The 22,349-nt window shown below is 72.8% G+C and carries 16 protein-coding genes; 10 read left to right on the forward strand and 6 right to left on the reverse strand.

All coding sequences use genetic code 11. From position 1 onward, the window contains the following. From EGM46_RS09590 to EGM46_RS09630, 9 genes are all read left to right on the forward strand, one after another. On the forward strand, positions 1-1,558 hold a 1,558-nt coding region (locus tag EGM46_RS09590; protein WP_206427547.1), incomplete at its 5' end, for an HtaA domain-containing protein. Beyond that, positions 1,555-3,132: a hypothetical protein gene (locus EGM46_RS09595; RefSeq protein WP_125099935.1), complete on the forward strand. Its 1,578-nt coding sequence runs from the start codon at positions 1,555-1,557 to the stop codon at positions 3,130-3,132. The genes EGM46_RS09590 and EGM46_RS09595, both read left to right, overlap by 4 nt. Positions 3,133-3,246: 114 nt before the next feature. Then, on the forward strand, positions 3,247-7,788 hold the full coding sequence (locus tag EGM46_RS09600; RefSeq protein WP_241156274.1) for an Ig-like domain repeat protein: 4,542 nt from the start codon (positions 3,247-3,249) through the stop codon (positions 7,786-7,788). 84 nt (positions 7,789-7,872) lie between these two features. Further along, positions 7,873-8,595, forward strand: a complete 723-nt coding sequence (locus tag EGM46_RS09605; RefSeq protein ID WP_125099937.1) for a heme oxygenase (biliverdin-producing) — start codon at positions 7,873-7,875, stop codon at positions 8,593-8,595. Next, complete coding sequence (locus EGM46_RS09610) at positions 8,592-9,059, forward strand: hypothetical protein (protein WP_125099938.1); 468 nt, start codon at positions 8,592-8,594, stop codon at positions 9,057-9,059. The genes EGM46_RS09605 and EGM46_RS09610 overlap by 4 nt, the downstream gene beginning before the upstream one ends. After that, on the forward strand, positions 9,056-10,618 hold the full coding sequence (locus tag EGM46_RS09615; RefSeq protein WP_125099939.1) for a hypothetical protein: 1,563 nt from the start codon (positions 9,056-9,058) through the stop codon (positions 10,616-10,618). Before EGM46_RS09610 ends, EGM46_RS09615 begins: the two co-directional genes overlap by 4 nt. Beyond that, positions 10,611-11,552, forward strand: coding sequence for a hypothetical protein (locus EGM46_RS09620; RefSeq protein ID WP_125099940.1), 942 nt, complete (start codon positions 10,611-10,613; stop codon positions 11,550-11,552). Before EGM46_RS09615 ends, EGM46_RS09620 begins: the two co-directional genes overlap by 8 nt. Before the next feature lie 113 nt (positions 11,553-11,665). Continuing rightward, a complete protein-coding gene (locus EGM46_RS09625; protein ID WP_125099941.1) occupies positions 11,666-12,100 on the forward strand; it encodes a thioredoxin family protein in 435 nt (144 codons plus the stop codon). Next, complete coding sequence (locus tag EGM46_RS09630) at positions 12,097-12,648, forward strand: DUF4395 domain-containing protein (protein WP_125099942.1); 552 nt, start codon at positions 12,097-12,099, stop codon at positions 12,646-12,648. Before EGM46_RS09625 ends, EGM46_RS09630 begins: the two co-directional genes overlap by 4 nt. A 181-nt stretch (positions 12,649-12,829) precedes the next feature. Here the strand turns inward: EGM46_RS09630 and EGM46_RS09635 are convergent, their stop codons facing one another. The 5 genes from EGM46_RS09635 to EGM46_RS09655 form a co-directional block, all read right to left on the reverse strand. Then, complete coding sequence (locus tag EGM46_RS09635) at positions 12,830-14,251, reverse strand: amidase (RefSeq protein ID WP_125099943.1); 1,422 nt, start codon at positions 14,249-14,251, stop codon at positions 12,830-12,832. Between the two features lie 61 nt (positions 14,252-14,312). Next, the gene (locus EGM46_RS09640) at positions 14,313-16,139 is read right to left on the reverse strand and encodes an ABC transporter ATP-binding protein (protein ID WP_125099944.1); all 1,827 of its coding nucleotides are present in this window, start codon (positions 16,137-16,139) and stop codon (positions 14,313-14,315) included. Further along, positions 16,139-17,041, reverse strand: coding sequence for an ABC transporter permease (locus EGM46_RS09645; RefSeq protein WP_125099945.1), 903 nt, complete (start codon positions 17,039-17,041; stop codon positions 16,139-16,141). Before EGM46_RS09645 ends, EGM46_RS09640 begins: the two co-directional genes overlap by 1 nt. Before the next feature lie 2 nt (positions 17,042-17,043). Beyond that, on the reverse strand, positions 17,044-17,991 hold the full coding sequence (locus tag EGM46_RS09650; RefSeq protein WP_125099946.1) for an ABC transporter permease: 948 nt from the start codon (positions 17,989-17,991) through the stop codon (positions 17,044-17,046). A gap of 87 nt (positions 17,992-18,078) precedes the next feature. Continuing rightward, positions 18,079-19,599 carry an ABC transporter substrate-binding protein gene (locus EGM46_RS09655; protein ID WP_125099947.1) on the reverse strand — a complete coding sequence of 507 codons (1,521 nt, stop codon included), beginning with the start codon at positions 19,597-19,599 and terminating at the stop codon, positions 18,079-18,081. A gap of 316 nt (positions 19,600-19,915) precedes the next feature. On the opposite strand from EGM46_RS09655, the gene EGM46_RS09660 reads away from it, so the two are divergent. Further along, complete coding sequence (locus EGM46_RS09660) at positions 19,916-20,641, forward strand: FadR/GntR family transcriptional regulator (protein WP_241156275.1); 726 nt, start codon at positions 19,916-19,918, stop codon at positions 20,639-20,641. 319 nt (positions 20,642-20,960) lie between these two features. Here EGM46_RS09660 and EGM46_RS09665 read toward each other — a convergent pair whose 3' ends face one another. Then, entirely contained in the window at positions 20,961-22,244 is a 1,284-nt protein-coding gene (locus EGM46_RS09665; protein WP_125099949.1) for an MFS transporter, read from the reverse strand. Positions 22,245-22,349 lie beyond the last annotated feature (105 nt).

The raw sequence follows: 22,349 nt of genomic DNA on the forward strand, positions 1-22,349 counted from the left end.
CGCGCTCGGCATCGCGGCGGCCCTCCTCGCCCCGCTGGCGATCTTCGCGCCCGCGAGCGCGGCCTCGGCGCTCGACACCCCGGCCGCCCCGCAGGAGCGCGCGGCGACCGACGCCCAGGCCCAGAGCATCCCGGCCGGAGCGACCGCGGTCACGGGCGGCGAACTCGAGTGGGGCGTGCGCACCTCGATCCGCAACTACCTCGAGAACTTCGGTCACACCGAGGGCTACGTCGCGGCCTACGACGGCGCGCGCTACCGGAAGGGGCAGCCGGCCGCCGCGTTCCCCGTGGCCTCCGGGTGGGTCGATGCGGCGAAGGACACGGCGAGCCTGAGCTTCTCCGGGCGGCTCCACATGCACGGCTTCTCCCAGGCCTGGCTGCACTTCGAGGCGCTCCGCCTCGACATCGCCTCGGGCGTGGCGACGCTCACCGTCGATATGCGCGAGAGCTTCGGCACGCCGGGCCGCACCGACGGCCTCGTGCTCGCCACGTTCCCGCTCGAGGGCAGCGACCCCGTGCGCGTGGTCGACGGCGCGGCGGAGATCATGAGCGGCGAGGGCGCCTTCCCCGAGGAGATCGGCGCCAACCACCTGCCCCGGATGGACGGCCAGGCGACCTACGGCGGCGAGAACGCCTACACGGACCCCTTCGCGCTCGCCCTCACCGTGGCGCAGCCAGGCACCCCAGACCCCGAGCCGGGAACCCCCCAGCCGGGCACCGAACCAGGCACCGATCCCGGCACCTCCCCGAAGCCCACCCCGGTCGACCCCGGTGCCGGCGGCACGGGCGCCCCGCACGGGGCCAGCTCCGCGCGGAACGCGTTCGGTGCCGAGCTCACCGTGAGCCCCGCCTACGGGCTGGGCGACCGGGATCAGCGGGTCACGCTCCGCGGCACCGGGTTCCCCACCCGCGGCGCCGACGGCACGAACTTCGGCGGCCTCTACGTGCTCTTCGGCTGGGTCGACCCCGCCGCGGGCGCCAACTGGGGCCCGGGGAGCGGCGGCGTGTCGGGGCGCACCTTCACCTACTCGCAGGACATCGAGCCGCAGGGCACCTACCAGAGCATGGTGAGCTACCCGGGCAACACGACCGTCCCCGGGTTCCCCACCCTCGCTGCGGATGGCTCCTTCGAGATGGAGCTGCCGATCCTTGCGTCGCGCTTCGAGAGCCAGCAGGGCATGGACGTCGACTGCTACACGATGCAGTGCGGCGTGCTCCTCATCGGCGCGCACGGGAAGACGAACGCGCAGGGCGAGATCTTCGTCCCCGTGTACTTCACGGATACCGCCGAGGAGACGGGCGGCGCGAAGCCCGAGCTCCCCGTTGCCGCACCCGTGAGCGCGAACCCGAACGCGGTTCCCGCGGCCGGCAGCGCGGGCGGCGGTCTCGGCGTGAACGGCGGGCTGCTCGCAGCGGGGGAACCCGGTCTCGCGCGGCTCGCCCTCTTCGGCGGCGCGCTCCTGCTCAGCGCGGGCGCGCTCGGCGGCGCACTCATCTTCCGCACTTCCCGCCGCGTGGCCGCGCGGCCCGCACCCGCTCAGAACGGAGCCTCCGCATGACGACGCCACTCCTCACTCCGCCCCGGCCCGGATCCCGCACCGCGCTCCGGGTCGCCGCCGGGATCGTGCTCGCGGGGATCCTGACCGCCGGCGGCGCCGGGATCGCCTCGGCCGCGCCGGTCGCGCCGAGCGGCTCCTCCTCCGGGCTCGGGGTGAACCAGAAGGCCGGGCAGCCCCAGCCCCGGCTCACGGTGACCCCCGCGGTCGACCTCGATCCCGACGCCCCGAGCACCGTGAGCCTCAGGGGCGAGCACTACGCGACGACCTCCGGCTCCGGCGGGACGGTGGGCGGCGCCTACACGCTCTTCGGCGCGATCACGCTGAAGGATCCGGGCGATCCCGGCAGCTGGGCGCCGACGAAGCGCGGCGTGAGCGGCACGCACTACGACTACGCCGGCGAGGCCGGGCTCTACCAGCTGATGGTGAACTACCCGGGCAATACCACCGAGCCCGGCATGCCCTACATGGACGCCGCGGGGAACTGGACGCTCCCGGAGCACGCGATCCCGGGCGCGAGGTTCACCTCGCAGGCGGGGCACCCGATCGACTGCCTCGCCGAGGGCACGCAGTGCGGCTTCATGACGATCGGCGCGCACGGCCAGCGCTCGGGCGGCGTCGAGGTGTTCACCCCCGTGTACTTCGCCGGTCAGACTCCCGACCCCGGAACCGATCCGGGCACCGAACCGGGGACGGATCCCGGCACCGAGCCCGGGACGGACCCCGGGACCGAACCGGGAACGGACCCCGGCACGGGGCCGGGAACGGGAGATCCCTGCCTCGTCACCGAGGTGCCCGCCGGCGCGGAGCGCACCGTGACGGGCACCGCGCTCTCCGGCACCTCCGCCGTGCTGACCGTCTCGCCAGGGCGGTACCTGCCCTGCGCCGACGCGAGCGAGATCGTCATCTCGGGCACGGGGTACGATCCGGCGAAGCCGATCTACGTCGGGGTCGGGGCGCTCGCCAACCACGGCGCCCCCGAGGAGTGGCGACGCAGCGCGGGCGGCCAGAGCGGGCCGGACGCCGACTACGACTACGGCGTGCCGCGCCTCGTTGTGGCGAACGGCTCCGCCGACGCGGACGTCGCCGACGCGGAGATCGGCGCCGACGGCACCTGGCGGCTGACCGTCACGATCCCAGGCAAGGACATCACGAGCTTCTTCGGCGGGACGATCGACTGCGCGACGGCGTACTGCGGCATCTTCTCGTTCGGAGCCCACGGCAAGGTCGCGGCGGCGAACGAGGCGTACGTGCCGATCTTCTTCGGCGGGCAGGACGCCGCTGGCACCCCGCCCACCGGCCCAGGCACTCCGGGCACGAGCGGACCGGGCACCACCCCGCCCGTCGTCCCCGGAACGGCCACGCCGACCACGCCCAGTGCGACCGGCACCCCGGCCCCCGCGGCGAACGCGCAGCGCGCCGCCGGGCTCGGCGTGAACGGTGGCCTCGCGGCGACCGGCGCGGACGACACGGCACGGACGGCGCTGATCGGCGGCGTACTGCTGCTGAGCGTCGGCCTGTTCGGCGGCGCGCTGCTCCTGCGCACCCGCCGCGGCGACGGACCGTCGCCCATCTAGCTCGGTCCCGGAGCCCCGGGACCGCCTCCGGGCCGGGAACGCACCCCGACCCCTCATCCGGCGCCACGCGCCACCACCCACGGAGAGGAACACCACACCATGAGAGACACGCGGATGAGAGCCCCTGGCTCTCGGCGCGCCGGCGCCACGGGAGTCGTGCTCGGCGCGACCGCCGCACTGGTGCTGTCGAGCTTCGGCGTGACGCCGGCGCTCGCAGCGCCAGGCGAGCCCGTCACCGGCACCCCGTACTCGGACACCACGGCATACATGACCGTGACGCCCGGCACCGAGCTCGACCCGAGCGGTGCGAGCACCCTGACGGTGCGCGGCTTCAACTACGACCCCACAAAGCCGATCTACGTCGGCCTGGGGGAGAACCTCTCGCCCGAGACGCCTGAACAGTGGCGCCGGAGCCAGGGCGGGTTCAGCGGACACGACGGGGACTACGTCTACGGCGTCCCCCGCCTGGTCGTCGCGAACGGCTCAGCCGACGGCGAGGTCGCCGACTCCGAGATGGACGCGCAGGGCAACTGGACGATAACGGTCTCCGTGCCGGGCAGCCAGTTCCCGAGCTTCTTCGGCGGCACCGTCGACTGCCTCGCCGGCAACGGCTGCGGCTTCTTCTCGTTTGGCGCGCACGGTCGCGTACACGCGGGCAGCGAAGCATACGTCGGGATCGGCTTCGCCGAGCCCGTCGCGACCGTCGCCCCCGCCATCACGGCGCAGCCAGCGGACGTCGCGGTCACGGCCGGCGCGGAGGCCAGCTTCACGGTCACCGCGAGCGGCACGCCCGCACCGACCGTGCAGTGGCAGCGCGCCGCCGCGGGATCCGACGCCTTCGCCGACATCGCCGACGCGACCGACGCGACCCTCGTCGTCGCGGAGACCGCGGTCGCGGACTCGGGCGCGCGCTTCCGTGCCGTCGTGACGAACTCCGCGGGGGAGGCGATCTCCTCCACGGCCGTGCTCACGGTCACGGCGGACGCCGGCGGGGAGAACCCAGGCACCCCCGGCACGCCAGGCGCGACGACCGGCTACGGCGTCAACCAGGCCGCCGGGCAGCCGCAGCCGAGCCTCACGGTGACCCCGGGCGAGGGCCTCGCGGCCGATGGCTCGCAGACGGTCACCCTCACGGGCACGAACTACGCGACCACCTCGGACGCCGGCGCGAGCTTCGGCGGCGCGTACACGCTCTTCGGCGCGATCACGCTGAAGGACGCGGCGGACCCGGGCAGCTGGGCGCCGACGAAGCGCGGCGTGAGCGGCGTGAACTACGACTACGCCGGCGAAGCCGGGGTGTACCAGCTGATGGTGAACTACCCGGGCAGCACGACCGAGCCAGGCATGCCGTTCATGGACGCCGACGGCAACTGGACGCTGACGGAGCACGCGATCCCCGGGGCGAAGTTCACCTCGCAGGCGGGGCGCACGATCGACTGCCTCGCCGAGGGCACGCAGTGTGGCTTCATGACGATCGGCGCGCACGGCCAGCGCTCGGGCGGCGTCGAGGTGTTCACCCCGGTGCAGTTCGCCGAGCAGACCGCGGGCATCGCGCCCGTGTTCGCCGGGCAGCCGGAGAGCGTGACGGTCGACGAGGGCGCCGAGGCGCGTTTCACGGCCACGGTCTCGGGGACCCCCGAGCCCGAGCTCCAGTGGCAGCGCGCCGCGGCGGGCAGCGAGGACTTCGCCGACATCGCAGGTGCGACCTCCGCGACCCTCACGATCGCCGACGCCGAGGCCGCCCAGAGCGGCGACCGCTTCCGGCTCGTCGCGACGAACACCGCGGGCACCGCGACCTCCGCGGTTGCCACGCTCACGGTGACCGTCGCCGCGGCGACCACGACCGTGACGGCCGTCGACGCGCAGCCCGCGGCCGACTACCCGCGCCACTTCGCCGGTGAGGACGTCGCGCTGCGCGCGACCGTCGTTCCCGCGGCGGCTGGAACGATCGAGTTCTTCGCCGATGGCGCCTCGCTCGGTTCCGCCACGGTCGCCGACGGCGCCGCGGAGCTCGTGACGCAGGCCCTCGCGGGTGGCGCGCGCAGCATCACCGCGGGCTTCACGCCAGCGGACGCCGCCGAGTTCGCACCGTCCACCTCGGGCGCCCGCGTCTTCCGGATCGTGGACCTCGCCCCAGCGGTGAGCGAGATCGCGGTGGGCGACACGGCCCGCGAGATCTCCGATGCCGAGCTGCGCTGGTCGGTCGCGAACTACGTGAGCTTCGGCTCCGGTCCCGGCAAGGAGGTGCTCGAGGGTGACGTCGAGCTCGCCCCCGTCGACGATGCGGCCACGGCCGTCGAGCGCGCCAAGCGCGCGTTCGTCTTCTCGAACGGCACGGGCCGTGAGGACGCCGCGGGCAACCGCGTCATCGACTTCGACGGTGCGGTGCGCCTCACCTCGGGCACGCTGCCGCAGTGGAACTTCCGCGATCCCCAGCTCGTGATGAACGCCGCGGGCAACGGATACCTCACGGCGACGGTCGACGGCATGTGGTTCGGCAGCGCCTTCGATGGCGAGGACGAGCCATACGGCCCCGAGCGCATCGTCGTGCAGACGTTCGTCGGCGCCGAGCCCGCCGAGAGCGACGGGGTGACCGGTTTCTCGGTCGCGCCGATCTTCGAGGGCCAGGTCGCCGCTGGGACCTGGAACGGCGCATACACGGGCACCACGCTCACGAACCAGTTCCTGCGCTTCGTGAACACGAACGTGCGCTCCTACTTCGTGCAGTCGGGCAGCTCGTCCGACAGCACGAAGGCGGGCGCGCCGATCGGCGTGAGCTACGTCTCGGCCGCGATCCCCGCGACCGAGACCGCGATCGCGGTTGACGCCCAGCCGACGGGGTCCCTCCCCGTGCACTTCGCGGGTGAGGGTGTCGCGCTCCGCGCTGCGGTGACCCCCGCGGCCGCGGGCACGGTCGAGTTCTTCGCCGACGGCGCCTCCCTCGGGACCGCGGCCGTTGCCGACGGTGCGGCCGAGCTCACCACCCGCGCGCTCGCGGGCGGCGCGCGCAGCATCACGGCGAGCTTCACACCAGCTGACGACGCCGCGTTCACGCCCTCGACCTCGGCGGCGCGGACCTTCCGCATCGTCGACCTCGCTCCCGCCGTCGGCGAGATCGCGGTGGGCGAGACCGCCCGCACGGTCGCCGGCGCCGAGCTGCGCTGGTCGGTCGCGAACTACGTGAGCTTCGGATCCGGCCCGGGCAAGGAGGTGCTCGAAGGTGATGTCGAGCTCGCTCCGCTGCCCGAGCAGCCGAGCGTGACCGATCGCGCGAACCGCGCGTTCGTGTTCTCGAACGGTTCGGGTCGTGAGGATGCCGCGGGCAACCGCGTCATCGACTTCGACGGTGCGGTGCGCCTCACCTCGGGGACGCTGCCGCAGTGGAACTTCCGCGATCCCCAGCTCGTGATGAACGCTGCGGGCGACGGATACCTCACGGCGACCGTCGACGGCATGTGGTTCGGCAGCGCCTTCGACGGCGAGGACGAGCCATACGGCCCGGAGCGGGTGGTCGTGCAGACCTTCCGCGGCGCGCAGCCGAGCACCTCGGGGGCCGCGACGGAGTTCACCGTCGCGCCGCTCTTTGAGGGCCAGGTTGCCGCGGGCACCTGGAACGGCGCGTACACGGGCGCGACGCTCACGAACCAGTTCCTGCGTTTCGTGAACAGTAACGTCCGCGCGTACTTCCTGCAGTCGGGCAGCTCGTCCGATGGCACGAAGGCGGGCGCCCCGATCGGCGTCAGCTTCGTCTCGGGCCTCGCACCCACCGTCGAGGTGGGCGCCGGATCCCGGGTGCTCGAGGGCGAGGACGTCGTGCTGAACGCCGCCGTCGGCGGCGATCCCGCGCCCGCGCTCCAGTGGCAGCGGCTCGTCGACGGCGAGTGGACCGCGATCCCCGGCCAGACCGGTGCGACGCTCACCATTCCCGCAGCGCACCCCGCCGCCTCCGGCAGCTACCGCGCCGTCGCCACGAACGAGCTCGGCTCAACCGAGTCCGAGCCGGTCGAGGTCGAGGTGCGCGAGAAGCGCGCCGCGCAGGTCGATGCGGCGCCGACCGCGCAGCGCGTGGTCGAGGGCGCGGACGCGACCTTCAGCGTCACCGCGAGCGGTACGCCCGAGCCCACCTTCCAGTGGCAGACGCGCCAGCCCGTCGCGGCCGTGCCGGAGCAGGACGGTGCCGCGCAGGACGGTGCCGCGCAGCGCGCTGCGTTGCTCGCGGCTCCCGCCGCTGCCGCCGACGGCTGGGTCGACGTGCCGGGCGCGACCGGCGCGAGCTTCGTGCTCGCGCAGGTCTCGCTCGCGCAGAGCGGCACCGAGGTGCGCGTCGTCGTCTCGAACGGCGTGGGCGATCCCGTCGTCACTGAGCCGGTCGCGCTCACGGTGACCGAGCGCACCCCGACGGAGCCAGGCACCGAGCCGGGAACCGAGCCAGGCACGGAGCCAGGCACCGAGCCAGGCACGGGCGGCCCAGGCACGACGCCGGGAACGGGGACGGAGCCCGCCGGCGGCTCCGCACAGCCCGGCGCGAAGCCCGCGAACGGGCTCGCCACCACCGGTGCGGCGCTGCCCTTCGCGGCGACCGCCGGCGCCGCGCTGCTGATTGCTGCGGGGGCGACGCTCCTCGTCCGCCACCGTCGATCCGCGCACGCCGAGTAACACCCCAGGGGTGGGGCGCCGCTACCGGCGCCCCACCCCGCACGGACCACACGCCCCGCTCGGGGCCCGAAGAGAAGAGCACCCATGACCCAACTCGTGGACAGCCCCGTCGACGCCGTGATCTCCGAGACGGAGGGGCAGCCCCTCTCCGTCCGACTCCGCGCGCTCTCCCGCATCGGCCACATCGAGGGCGAGAGCGAGCCGCGCTTCGCGATCGCGTTCCTCCGCGGCGGGCTGAGCCGCGACGGCATCGCCGCCCAAGCCGCCCAGCACTACCTCATGTACGAGGCGCTCGAGCGGGCTGCGGCCGCGCAGCGCGCACGCCTCGGCGACGACTTCGCGTTCTGGCTGCCCGAGCTCCACCGCCTGCCCTCCCTCGCCGCGGACCTTGAGCACTGGCTCGGCGCCGACTGGCAGAACCAGGTGTACGACCGCTTCGCGACCACCGGCATCATGAGCTACGCCGCTCGCATCGCCGAGGTCGCGGGAGACTCCCTCCCGCACTTCGTCGCGCACCACTACACGCGCTACCTCGCCGATCTGTCCGGCGGGCAGATGATCGCGCGCATGTTCCGCGACAGCTACGACACGGACGGCGACCTCGGCTCGACGTTCTACTCCTTCGCGGAGATCCCGGATCCCGCGGCGTACAAGGAGGGGTACCGCGCGCTCGTCGACGGCGCAGGCTTCTCGGCCGACGAGGAGCGCGTCGTGCTGCGCGAAGTGGCCTCCGCGTACTGGCTGAACGGCGTCGCCGGGCAGGATCTCGAAGACCGCTTCGCCGAGTACTCCGAGGCCGCGGCGTGAGCGCCGCAGCGAGCGGGGTGGGCCGCGCCCGCGTGCAGCGCGTCGCGCGCGGCGGTGCATTCGCCGCAGTGATCCTCACGATCTGCCTCGGGGCGAGCGGCTGCGCGGGCTCCGGCTCGGACGCCCCAGGCTCGGCGCATGGCGCCGCGTCGGGCAGCGCCGAGGTGATCGCCACGGTCCCCGTCAGCGAGCTCTCGGGGGTCGACGGCGCGCTCGAGCCGGGCGAGGAGATCCGCGTGCTCATCGACACCCCCGGCGTCGACTGGGAGGTCGTGAGCGCCGCCGAGGAGGTCGCCCGCGTCGTCGAGGACGACCCCGAGGCGAACCCCAGGATCGTGCGCGTGGTCGCCGAGCAGGCGGGCTCGGCACTCATCTCGTTCACGCCGCAGGCCGGATCCGACGCAGACGCGCCGAGCGATCCCGAGCAGCTCGCGGTCACCGTGGGTGCGGAGCCCGCAGCGTGAGCCCCCGGCTCACGGCGGCCCCTTCCGCGGCGCTCGTCTGCGCGCTCGGCGCTGGCCTGCTCCTCGCGCCGAGCCCGGCGTTCGCGGCCCCGGAGGGGACGCCGATGGCACCCGCGGTGCCCTCCGCCCCCACCGCCTCCGCCGTCTCCGCGGCGGAGTCGCTCGCCCCGACCGTGGTGACTGTCGCGGTCCCCGAGGTCTCCGAACGCGCGCGCTACATCCTCGGACAGCCCGGCCCGATCAGCGCGACCGTTCGGCTCGCCGAGGCGGACTCCGCCGAGCTACGCGGCTCCGCCGAGCTGCGCGGCTCCGTCGAGCTGCGCGGCTCCGTCGCGTTCTTCGACGGAGACGTGCTCCTCGGTTCGGCGCCCGTTGCCGCGGACGCCGCTGCCGAGTCCGTCACGGTGCGGATCGACACCGACCGCTGGCCCGCGGGCGGAGCGCGCGAGGTCGTCGCGGTCTTCACTCCCGAGGAGGGGACGGGCAGCGCTCCTGCGCGCAGCGCCCCGCGCACGTACCGCGTGGTGGACACCCGCCGCACCGTGCCCGACATCGCGCTCTCCGGAGCCACCGCCGCCGTGATCGATGGCGCTGAGCTCGAGTGGACGATCGGCAACATCTGGTTCAGCAACTTTCGGGTCGGCTTCGAACGCACGGTGATCGCGGGCGACGTGACGCTCCCCGAGATTCCGAACCCGGGGCAGGGGGCGAGCGATGCGGCCCTGCAGGCGCACTACTTCCGGCCGTTCACGTTCGGCGGCGGCACGGGCTCCCGCGACGCCGCTGGCAACCGCGTGATCGACTTCACGGGAACCGCCCGCCTGAGCTCGGGCAGCGGCAATCAGTGGGACTTCGCCGCGCCCCGGCTGCACATCGGCGCGGACGGCGCCGGGTACCTCACCGCCGAGTTCTCGGGCTTCTACGCGGCGGGGGCAAGCCGCCAGGACTACCCGGCGACCCGCGTCACGATCGCGACGTTCACCGGCGCGGAGCTGTCCGAGCAGGATCCAAACGGGCACGTGTCCGCCACGATCCCGCTCGGCTGGGCCGGGCAGGCCGCAGGCGCCGGGACGTGGTTCTACGACTACGAGGACTCCTTCCCGAACGAGTTCGTGTCGCTGCTGAACCCGCTCGTCGCGCCGTTCTTCGCGCGCAGCGCGGTCGCCACCGACGACTCCAAACGCCCGCACCCGATCGTGATCCGGTTCGCGGAGCACGAGCCCGACACCGGCACGGAGCCGGGGACGGAGCCGGGCACGGAACCGGGGGCCGAGCCGGGGACGGAGCCGGGAACCACGCCGGATCCCGATCTGGGGAGCGGCCCCGATCCGACGCCAGGGACCGTGCCCGGCGAGAGCTCGGGCGGCGGGCGGCCCAGTGCGTCAGGCGCGGGATCCACCCCGGCCGCGGACCGCGCCCGGCCGGTAGCCGGACCGCAGCTCCTCGCGCACACCGGCGCCGCGGACCGGGCTGCCTGGTTCGCCTCCGCCGCTCTCGCTCTCGCGGCCGGCGGGCTGGCGCTTGCTGGTGGGCGACGCGCGCGGCGGCGGCGTGGCTGATCCCGCGCACCGCGAGGGCACCCTGGCTTGGCTGCTCAGGGAGCTGGAGGAGACCGAGGGGCGCGCAGCGTACGATACTGGGGTGCCCCATTCCTCGCGCCTCGACTCAGGGGCGCCAGACGTCCCGCGGCGCGGCCGGCGCGGTGTCGTCGCGGTGGGACTCGGCGCGATCGCGCTCGCCGGCATCGGCGTCGTTGGACTCGGCGCCGCTGTCGTCACGGGGCAGCTCAGCTCGGCCGCGGCGCCAGCGGATCGCGCAGAAGTCGCGGCGCACGGCGCTGCACCCGCGACGGCCGGCGCGGCACCCGACGGCGGAGCCGGCGTCCCTGGGCCCGCCGCCGATGCCGCGGAGCCCGGGCCGGACGGCGCACCGCGTCCCACGGTGGATCCCGCGTGGCTCGCCGAGACCGCAGCGGCCGCGGAGATCCCCGAGCCGGCGCTTCGCGCATACGCGAACGCTGCGCTGACACTCGGACGCGAGCAGCCCGGCTGCGGGATTGGCTGGAACACCCTCGCCGCGATCGGGCAGGTGGAGACCCACCACGGCACGATCGGCGCCGCGGAGCTGCTGCCCGACGGCCGCGCCGTGCCGCGCATCGTCGGGGTCGCGCTCGACGGAATCGAGTTCGCGGCGATCCCCGACACCGACGGCGGGAGCGTCGACGGGGATACGCGCTGGGATCGCGCGGTCGGACCGATGCAGTTCATCCCGCAGACGTGGGCGGAGTACGGTCGAAGCGCCGCGGGGAGCGGGAGTCCGAACATCGACCTGGTGGACGACGCGGCCCTGTCCGCTGCCGACATGCTCTGCACGATCGGCGGCGATCTGCGTGTCGCCGAGAACTGGATCGCCGCGGTCAACGCCTATAACCCGAGCGTCGCATACAACAACGACGTGGCTGATGCCGCCGACCGCTACGCTGCGTTCGGCTGACCGGCCCCGGAGGTCGGTGGGACGCGCGTCGATGCTGGTTTGGTAATGGGAGGTATTGCGAAATGTGACGATTGGGGTGTGATCAGGCGCGCACGCCGCATACGATTCCTCGCATGACCCTCACTCTCGCGCTCGCGGTGATCGCCGCGCTCCTGCTCGGCGGCGTGGCGCTCGGCCTGCTGTCGTGCCGCACGGCGACGCGGGTGCGCGCAGCGCGCAGCACCGATCCCGCCGTCGATCTCGCGGCGCTCGGGCTCCCGGATTCCGCTCAGCGCACGGGCACCGTTGTGCAGTTCAGCACGGCATTCTGCGCGCGCTGCCCCGGCACGCGCAGAATCATCGAGGAGCTCACAACCGAGCGCCAGCTCACCGCCCTGCACGTCGACGTGACCGAGCGGCAGGACCTGGCCGAGGCGTTCCGTCTAACGCAGACGCCGACGGTGCTCATTCTCGACGCGGCTGGCCAGTTGCGCACCCGGCTCTCGGGGACACTCTCGCGGGGCACACTCGCCCGCGAGATCGACGCAGCGATGGGGGTCACCGCATGAGTTCCGCACCGGAGGCACGTGCGTCGCACACGCCACAGTCGCCAGCCCACCCGCGAGGCGTGGTCGACCCTCGCGCGCCGCGCGTTGCTGCGGCGCTCACCGCCGCGCTGCTGCTGATCGGGGTGTTCGTCGCGCTCCTCGGACCGTCGGCCTCGCCGAGCGCGTTCGCGGCCGGCGGGTTTGCGGCACGCGTCGGAGACCCGGGGTTCTGGATCCTCGCGGCGGTCGCCCTCCTGTTCGCGTGGTCGCTCGTTTCGCCGCGCAGTCACCCGTTCGCGACGCTCTACCGCGTGCTGCTCGCGCCGCGCCTCGCGCCGCCGGCTGAGTGGGAGGACGCGCGGCCCCCGCGATTCGCGCAGGGCGTCGGCCTCGCGGTTGTGGGCGCTGGGCTCGCGCTGCACCTGCTCGGCGTGCCGTTTGCCTTGGTGGTGGGCGGCGCGGCGGCGTTTCTCGCGGCGTTCCTGAACGCGGCGTTCGGGTTCTGCCTCGGCTGTGAGCTGTACCTCCTGCTCGTGCGCGCGGGCGTGCTGCAGCGCGGCCGCGCCTGACCCCGCCCGGTGCCCCGCCCACGTCGCCCTGCCGCGATCGGGGTCACTTGGGCAGGGTGTCGTGTCCGCGAGCCGGGCAACACCCTGCCCAAGTGACCCCGATCCGGGTGGGCCGGGTGGGCCGGTGGGGTCGTGCGGGGCAGTGGGGTGGGGTGGGCCGGCGGGGCAGGGGCGCGCCGCGCTACGCCAGCCGCGCCCAGTCCACCTCGGCGGCCGCGCCGCGCACCGCCTCGAACCAGGCCGCGACGCGCAGCAGGCGGTCATCGCTCCCGATGGGGCCAGCGATCTGCAGGCCGACCGTGCGGCCGTCCGCCAGCACCCCCGCGCCGATCGACAGCGCCGGCTGCCCCGACATGTTGTAGGGCACGGTGAACGAGATGTGCCCCATCGTCACACGCGGATCGGTGATCGGCATCGGATCCTCCGCCGCGAACGCCGCAACAGGGGACACGGGCGACAGTACGAGGTCGAACGGCTCGGTGGCGGCGCGGGTGAGGCGCGCCATCTCGTCGATCTGGTTGCGGTTGCGCACCGTCTGCGCCGCCGAGATGTCGGCGCCCGCCGCGCACCACTCGGCGATGAACGGCAGCACCGCAGCCCGCTCCGCCTCGGAGAGTAGCTCGTAGTCGGCGTAGGAGCGGCTGCGCCAGAAGTCGACGAGCCCGTCGAGCACCTCAGGGCCGACGAACGGCGCGAGCTCCACGACCTCGGCCCCCGCCGCGGCGAAGCGCTCGGCTGCCGCCTCGATCACGGCTCGCGTCTCCGGTTCGACGGGCAGCCCCGATCCGGCATCGAGCTGCAGCGCGACCCGCATGCCGGCGGGGTCGAGCGGCTCGGTCGACCACGCCATCTCGGGGTAGGCCCTGGTCAGGTAGTCGCGCGCGTCCGGCCGCGCGACGATCGACATCAGCCGCACGCTGTCGGCGACGGTCCGGGTGAGCGGGCCCGCCGCGCGCCCGTCGTACGGCACGTCGAGCGGGATGAGCCCCTCGCTCGGCTTCAGCGCGGTGAGGCCCTGCCAGGTGCCGGGCAGCCGGATCGAGCCGCCGATGTCGGTGCCGATGTGGAACGGACCGTACCCGGCAGCGGCCGCGGTGCCGGCACCGGCGGAGGAGCCCCCGGAGGTGAGCCGCGGATCCAGCCCGTTGCGGGTGATCCCGTGCAGGCTCGAGACGCCGGAGGAGAGCATGCCCCAGTCGGGCATCGTGGTCGAGCCGACGATCACGACGCCGGCCTCGACGAGCCGGTCCGTCGTCGGCGCGTTGGCTGCGGCGATCGGCGGGTTCGGGATCGCGGTGCCCGACGGCTTCGGCTGCCCGGCGCGCGCGATGTTCTCCTTCACCGTCGCCGGCACGCCGTCGAACGCGCTGAGCGGCGCGCCAGCGGCCCAGCGCGCGGTCGAGGCCGCGGCGTCGGCGCGCACCTGCTCGGGATCGTGGAGGTAGAGCGCGTTCAGCTCGGGTTCGCGCGCGGCGATGCGCTCCAGCACGTCCTCGGCGACCGCGCTCGGGGTGAGCGTCCCCGCGGCGAACGCCGCGGCGAGCGCGCCGGCGTCGAGGTCGGCGAGTCGGGGGGAGACTGGGGCGGTGCCGGAGGCGGTCACTGGGGTGTCCTTTCGAGCGGAGACGGGGGAGCGGCCGCCCGGCGCGGCGGCCGCTCGGGGATCAGAACGCGTGCTGCAGTTCCTGGCGCAGCGTCAGCGACGAGTCGATGAGGCGCTGCGTGTACGGGTGTTGCGGGGCACGGTACACCGTTTCGGTGGGCCCGGCCTCCACGATCTCGCCCGACTGCATCACGATCACGGAGTCGCAGAGGTGCCGCACCACGTTCAGGTCGTGCGACACGAACACGAGCGTGAGCCCGTACTCGTCGACGAGGTCGGCGAGCAGGTTGAGCACCTGCGCGCGCACGGACACGTCGAGCGCGCTCACCGGCTCGTCGGCGACGACGACCTGCGGGCGGCAGATGAGCGCGCGCGCGATCGAGATGCGCTGGCGCTGCCCGCCCGAGAACTGGTGCGGGTAGCGCTCGGCCGCCGACGCCGGCAGGCCAACCGCCTCGAGCATCTCGGCCACCATGCGCGTGCGCTCGGCCGCCGTCTCGTTCCTGCCGCGCACGAGGAGCGGCTCGGAGATGATCTGCTCGACCGTCATGCGCGGATCAAGCGAGCCCATCGGATCCTGGAACACGATCTGCAGCTGCTGGCGGAGCTCGCGCAGCTGCGCCTCCTTCGCGCCGGCGACCTCGTTGCCCGCGACGACCGCGCTGCCCGAGGTGGGCTGGTCGAGGCCGGCGAGGATGCGCAGGAGGGTGGACTTGCCCGAGCCGGACTCGCCGACGACACCGAGCCTGCCGCCGCGCGGCACCTCGAATGAGATGCCCTTCAGCGCGCGCACCTCGGGTGCCGGCTTGAAGAGGCTCGTCTTGCCGCGCGTGTAGGTGCGAACGAGGTCGGTGACGCGCATCACGGGCTCGGCACTCGCGGGCGCCGAATCGCCGGCAGTCGCAGCCGCAGATCCGGCACGGCCAGGATCCCGATCTGGATCCTGCGTGCCCGCGGCCGCAGCCGCAGCCGCAGCCTCAGCGGCGAGCTCCTCGCGCGTTGGCGGCACGTACTCCTTCGCGCTCGCGACGGTGAAGAGCCGGCCCTCCGCGTCGGTCGCGTCGAGGTCGCTCGCGGCGAGCAGGCCGCGCGTGTACGCGTGCTGCGGCCGGAGGAACACGTCCTCGGTGCTGCCCTCCTCGACGACCACGCCCTGGTTCATGACGAGCACGCGCGTGCACATGTTCGCCACGACGGCGAGATCGTGCGTGATGAAGAGGAGGCCGGTGCCCCGCTTCTTGACGAGCTCGAGGATGAGATCGAGCACCTGGCGCTGCACCGTGACATCGAGCGCCGTCGTTGGCTCGTCGCAGAGGAGCAGCGCGGGATCGTTGGCGAGCGCCATGGCCAGCATGACGCGCTGCCGCTGGCCGCCCGAGAGCTGGTGCGGGTACGCGCGAGCCGCCTGCGCGGGATCGGGCAGGTGCACCGCGTCGAGCATCTCGACGGCGCGGCGGTTCGCCTCCGCCTTTGTCGGTGCGAGCTTGTGGAGCAGCATGATCTCGGCGACCTGCGCGCCGACGCGCATGAGCGGGTTGAGCGCCGTGAGCGGCTCCTGGAACACCATGGCCATGTCGCGGCCGCGGATCTGCATGAGCTCCGACTCGGGGGCCTCGAGCAGGTTGCGCTCGGCGCTGCCCGGGCGCTCGGCGACGTCGAGCCGCACGGAGCCGTCGGCCGTGACCCCAGCGGGGAGGAGGCCGAGCAGCGCGGTCGTGGTCATCGACTTGCCCGATCCGGACTCGCCGATCAGGCCGATGCGCTCGCCGTGCGCCATGTGCAGCGAGAAGTCGTGCACGAGGGTGCGGTGCGGGGTGCGGACGTTCAGCCCGTCGACGGCGAGCAGCGGCGTCGCGCCGGCCTGCGGTTCGGAGGAAGAGGTGGTCATCAGCCGCGGCTCCCGTTCAGCTTCGGATCGAATCGGTCACGGAGCCCATCGCCCAGCAGGTTGAAGCCCATCACGGCGATCGCGATCGCGACGCCGGGGATGATGGCGAGCAGGGGGTGGGTGCCGAGGAACTGCTGCGACTCCTGCAGCATGCGCCCCCACGATGGCGTGGGCGGCGGGGTGCCGAGGCCGAGGAAGCTGAGGCCAGCCTCCGCGAGCACGGCGAGCGCGAACGATACCGAGCACTGCACGACGACGATCCCGATGATGTTGGGCAGCACGTGGCGGAGCGCGATGCGGAACCGCGACTGGCTCGCCGCGCGCGCGGCGAGCACGTACTCCGTGCTCATCACCTGCAGGGTGCCGGAGCGTGCGACGCGCGCGAAGCCCGGGATCGTTGCGATGCCGATCGCGATCATCGCGGTGAGCGTCGACGCGCCGAACACGGCGCTGAACATGATCGCGAGCAGCAGCGCGGGGAAGGCGAGCGCGATGTCGGAGGTGCGCATGATGACCTCCTCGATCCAGCCGCCGCGGATGCCGGCGAGGATCCCGAGCGGGGTGCCGATGAGCAGCGCGATGCCGACGGAGATGATGCCGACGAAGAGGGTGATCCGCGCGCCGTACAGCATGGCGGAGAACACGTCGCGCCCGTACTTGTCGGTGCCGAACCAGTGCGAGCCGCTCGGGCCCTGCAGCCGGTCGGCGGCGATCGCCTGCACCGGGTCGTACGGGGTCCACACGAAGGAGACGAGCGCCGCGACCGTCACGATGGCGACGAGCACGAGGCCGACGAGGAGCGTGGGGGAGAGCCCTGCGCGCTTCTTCGGCGGGCGCGGGGCGGCGATCGCCGAGGTGCGCGGGGCTTGCACCGGGGGCGTGGGGAGATTCTGCGTCGTCATGGTTATGCGCTCTTTCGCATCCGGGGGTCGACGATCGTGTACAGCACGTCGACGACGAGGTTCAGGACGAGCGTGATCGCGACGAGCACCATCACGACCGACTGCACGGTGAGGAGATCACGGTTGCCGACGGCGTCGAGCAGCATCGATCCGAGGCCGGGGATCACGAACACGCGCTCGATGACCACCGCGCCGATGATGAGGGCCGCGATCTGCACGCCCGTGACGGTGATGACTGGGATCGCCGCGTTGCGGAGCCCGTGCTTCACGAGTGCGCCCATCTTGCTGAGGCCCTTCGCGCGCGCGGTGCGGAGGTAGTCCTCGCTCATGATCTCGAGCACGGCCGAGCGCACGTAGCGGGTGAGGATCGCGCCCTGCACCGAGGCGAGCGCGAGCACGGGGAGAATGAGGCGGCGGAGGAAGTCGCCGAAGTCTTCGCCTGGCGGCGTCCACCCGCTCGCGGGGAGCCAGCCGAGGCCCACCGCGAACACGAGCACGAGCAGGATGGCCGCGAGGAAGCCAGGCACCGCGACGCCGAGCTGCGATCCCGCGCCGATGAGCACGCCGGACAGGTTGCGGTGCTTCACCGCGGCCCAGGTGCCGAGCGGGATCGCGACCGCGAGCGCGACGATCATCGCCGCGATGACGAGGATCAGGCTGACCTGGAGGCGGTCGTTCACGAGCGGGCTGATGTCGGTGCGGGTGACGTAGGAGACCCCGAAGTCGCCGCGGAGGAGGCCGCCGGCCCAGTCGAAGTACTGGACGATGAGCGGGCGGTCAGTGCCGAACTCCTTGCGGGTCTGTTCGAGCAGCTCGGGGGTGGCGTTCACGCCGAGCGCGATCTGCGCGGGATCCCCCGGGATCAGCCGCATGAACAGGAACACGACGACCGTCGCGACGAGGTAGGTCACCGCAAATCGGGCGAGGTTGATCAGAATCCGTATGGCCATGCGCGGTCCTCGGGTGAAGGGGGTGGTGAGTGCGGGCGCGGGCCGTTGTGCGGCCCGCGCCCGCTGGGGTGCGGAGCTTCGGCTCCGTTACTTCCAGCTGAGGTCGGTCAGATCGAGCGCCTCGATGATGGCGTTCTCGGGCAGACCCTGCAGCTCGGCCTTCGCGACCGTGATGTTCGGGAAGAGGAACAGTACGCCGGATGCTGCGTCGTCGACGATCTGCTCGGCGACCTGCTTCATGCCGGAGACGTAGCCGGCCTCGTCAGCCTCGTCGGCCTTCGCGGCGATCGGGGCGATCTTCGTGTTGTCGTAGCCGATGTAGTAGTTCGGGTCGTTGAACACGGTGAGCAGATCCCGCGCCTCCGTGGCGAGCACGGTGGTCATCTGGTAGTCGTGCTTCGTGAAGACCTCGTCGAGCCACACCGCGGGGAACTCGGAGCTCTCGATCGTCGCGGTGATGCCCACGTCCTTGAGCTGGGAGACCACGATCTCGGACACGGCCTGCGCGTAGGGGCGCGTCGGCACGGTGTACGTGATGCTGAGGTTCTCCTGGCCGGCCTCCTTCAGGAGCTCCTTGGCCTTCTCGGGATCGTACGGGTAGCGATCGTTCAGATCCTCGTAGTAGGGATCGGTGGGCGTCGCGTAGGTGGCGACGAGCGAGCCGTAGCCGTTCCACGCGGTGTCGATGATGGCCTGCTTGTCCAGTGCGTAGAGCACCGCCTGGCGCACGCGCACATCATCGAACGGGGCCGCCTTGTTGTTCAGCGAGAGCGAGATCTCGCCGCTCGAGGTGCCCGTGGTGACCGTGTACTTGTCGTCGCTCTCGAAGGTGTCGAGCAGCTCGGGAGCCTGGAGGTTGACGATCGCGTCGATGTCGCCCGTGCGGAGCGCGTTCGTGGTCGCGGTCGCGTCCGCGAAGTACTTCAGGGTGACCGACTCGACCGCGGGTGCGTCGCCCCAGTAGTCGTCGCGGGTGTCGAGCACGATCTTGTCGTTCGCCGTGAACGTCTCGACGGCGTAGGGGCCGGTGCCGACGGGCGCGTTCGCGAGATCCGCGACGCCGTCCGAGGAGAAGATGGCGCCGACGGGGGTGGCGAGGCTGAAGAGCCACGCGTTCGACGGCTTCGAGAGGTGGACGGCCACCTCGGTGTCGGAGATGACCTCGACGCTCTCGACGACGTCCATCTTCGCCTTGAGGCTCGAGACCCAGTCGGTCTTCACACGATCGAAGCTGAACTTCACGTCGTCGGCGGTGAACGCGTCGCCGTTCGAGAACGTGACGCCCTCCTCCAGCGTGAAGGTGTAGGTCTTGCGGTCGTCGCTGATCTCCCACGACGTCGCGAGCAGGGGCTGGATCTCACCGGCCTGGTCGAGCTGCACGAGCCCCTCGTACACGTTCGACATCATCGCCTGCGGGATCGCGGATCCCGCAGTGGTCGTGAAGTCGAGGTTCACCGGTGCGCCGGTGAGCGCGATCGTCGCGGTGGTCGGGGCGTCGCCCGATCCGGATCCGCCGCTGCCGGCGGAGCCAGCCGAGCACCCGGCGAGCGCGAGCGCGCCTGCGGTGATCAGCGTCGCGGTGAGGGTCAGGGAGTTCCTGCGTCGCATCGTTGCTTCCTATCGAGAAGAGGGGTGAGCTGTGGCGCGGTGGCCGCTGCTCGTTTCTTGTGTGTGACGTGCGGGGGTGTGCGCGTCGTCGTGGCCGGGGCGGTGCGGTGGCACCTGTGTTCACTCACAATCATCCTTGATTTCCGGGTACTGGCCACGGGGTTCGAACCAGGATACATGGTAAGGCCACTGCGCGGGGGCTAGACTGGGGCAAAATTTCGAAACAGCGCACATCGACCAAGCGCAGCGCGGCGCGAGCGCGATCCCCAGCCACAGGAGAGACACGCAGTTGACGACCCACAGCTTTTCTCCGGCGGTGCCTGTGCACACGTACCAGCGCATCGTCGAACAGATCGAGGAGGCCATCCTCTCCGGCGAGATCCCCATCGGATCGCAGCTGGCCAGCGAGCGCGACCTCATGGTGCAGTTCAGTGTGAGCCGCCCCACCGTGCGCGAGGCGTTGCGCGTGCTGCAGTCGATGGGGCTGATTGAGTCGAAGCCGGGCACGCGCGGCGGGCCGCAGGTGCTCGCGCCGTCCTCACAGACCCTTGGTCGCTCGTTTCGCACCATGATCGGCACCGACGCGCTGAGCGTGTCCGAGCTCGTGCAGTTCCGCGTGATCCTCGAGGGATCGGCGTCGAAGCTCGCGGCGCAGCGCCACACGCCGGCGCAGCTCGAGCGCATGCGGGCCGCGGTGGTGCGCATGCAGGAGGCCGCCGACACGAACGCCGCGGACTTCGCCTCGGCCGACCTCGAGTTCCATGAGGCCGTGTGGGCCGCGAGCGGCAACCAGATTCTTGAGATGAGCGGGCAGGCGGTGTCCGGCGTGCTGCGCGGCATGATGGCGCGCGACGCCGAGGGGGAGCACCACGACAACCGCGTGAAGCTGGCCTCGGCGGCGATCGACCGCGGCCTGTTCGACGCGATCGAGCGCCGCGACGCGCAGGCCGCTGGCCGGATCGCGCGCGGCGCGGTCGCGGAGCGTTTCGGCCCGCTGCTCGACGAGGCGGATCGCGCGGCGCTCGACCTCCTGGCGGAGTAGGGGCCGGGCCCCGGCCCGGCCTGCCCGCCCTCCGCCCCACCCGCCCTCCAGCCCCGCCACCCGTCCCTGCAATTTAGTGTGACTACGGGCCGCCTGGCCCTCCGGATACCGGCTCAAACCCTCACCAGTTTGGCGAGCTCGAACGCCCAGTCCGTCGCCCCCGCAGATTGCCTCGAGTATGAGCCGCTTGCGGGCCCGATAGCGGTCCGAACTCTCAGCAATTTGGGGACGTTCCGTCGGTGCCGGTCGGCCGCCCGTGCCGAGCAAACTCGCGCGAGTGTGAGGTAGCTCGAAGCCCCGCGAGCGGATCGGAGTCCAACTAAATGCGGGGTGGCAGGGGGTTGGGGTGGGGTGGGCGGAGCGCCGCGCACGCGAGCGCCACGCACGCCGCCGCCGTCGCAAGCGCGAACACCGTCACCGCCGAGCCGAGCCCGATCCGCTCGGCCAGGAGGCCCAGCCCGATCACTGGGAGGGCGCTACCCAGGTACGTCACCGTGTAGATCGCGCTGACCGTTGACGCGTGGTGGCGCGGGTCAACGGCGGCCGTCGCGCCGGTGAACGCCGCCTGGAACGCGACACCCTGGCTCACGCCTGCGCCGACGGCGGCGCACACGAGCAGCGCGGGGCTGCCGAGCGGACCAGCTGCCGCGAGACCCCCGAGCGCAGCGGCGAGCGCCGCGAGCCCGACGGGCAACCGCCACGCGCCGCGCAGCGGCACGAGCTGCGAGAGCGCCGACGCGCCGAGCGTCAGCGCGGCGAGCACCCCGATCGCCGGCCGGGAGCTCGTGCCGACGATCGTGGCGAAGTGGGAGGGCGCGAGCGACAGGCAGAACCCGAACACCGTGAAGCTCAGGAACCCGGTGGCCGCGGCCAGCCGGAACGCGCGGAGCGCCGCGGGGGACTGGCGGCCGGCGCGGCGCTCCGAGCGCGCGACCCGCGGCGGCGCGTCGGCGAGCGCGATCGGCACCGGCCCGGTGTCCGGGCGGCAGAGCTCGTGCGGCGCGGTGACGAGGATCGCGGGGATCAGCGCGGCCAGCGCGAGCGCGAGCGTGAGAAACGGCGTGACGAGTGGCGCATCGCCCTGGGACAGCGCGCCGCCGATGATCGGCCCGCAGGCCACCCCGCCGGAGCTCGCGAGCAGCGTGAGCCTGCCGACGAGGGCCGGGCGGCCGGGCAGGAGTACGCGCAGCGCGCCGGACGCGGTGCCCGTCGCGCAGGCGATCGCGGCCCCCTGCGCGGCGCGGGCGACGGCGAACCAGCCGAGGTTCGGCGCGAGCGCGAGCCCCGCCGTGCCGAGCGCAGTGACGGCGAGCGCGACAACGAGCACGGTGCGACGATTCACGGTGTCGGCGAAGCGCCGGAAGACGAGCAGCCCGACGATGAGGCTGAGCACGTAGCTCGAGAACGCGAGCGTCGTGCCGAGTGGGCCGAAGTCGAGCGTGCGCTCGAGCAGCGGGAAGAGCGGCGTGGTGAGATTCGCGCTGACGAGGAGCGTGAACAGGGTCAGGGCGGTCAGTGCGGCCCGCGTGCGTGGGCGGACCTGCTGCGGGCTGGGGTGTGCCGCGTGCGGGAGGGGGCGTACGTGGGTGGGTGTCGCGCTCATGGCGTGCTCCTCGAATGGGCTGCCCTTGTGGGGCGTGTCCTGCCGCCCGCGCCGGGTGTGGCGCCAGCGGGTGGGGTGAAGCGTGGGGCGCACTGACCGCGTCCT

The sequence above is a fragment of the Leucobacter chromiireducens genome (assembly GCF_003917135.1).
Lineage (GTDB): Bacteria > Actinomycetota > Actinomycetes > Actinomycetales > Microbacteriaceae > Leucobacter > Leucobacter chromiireducens_A.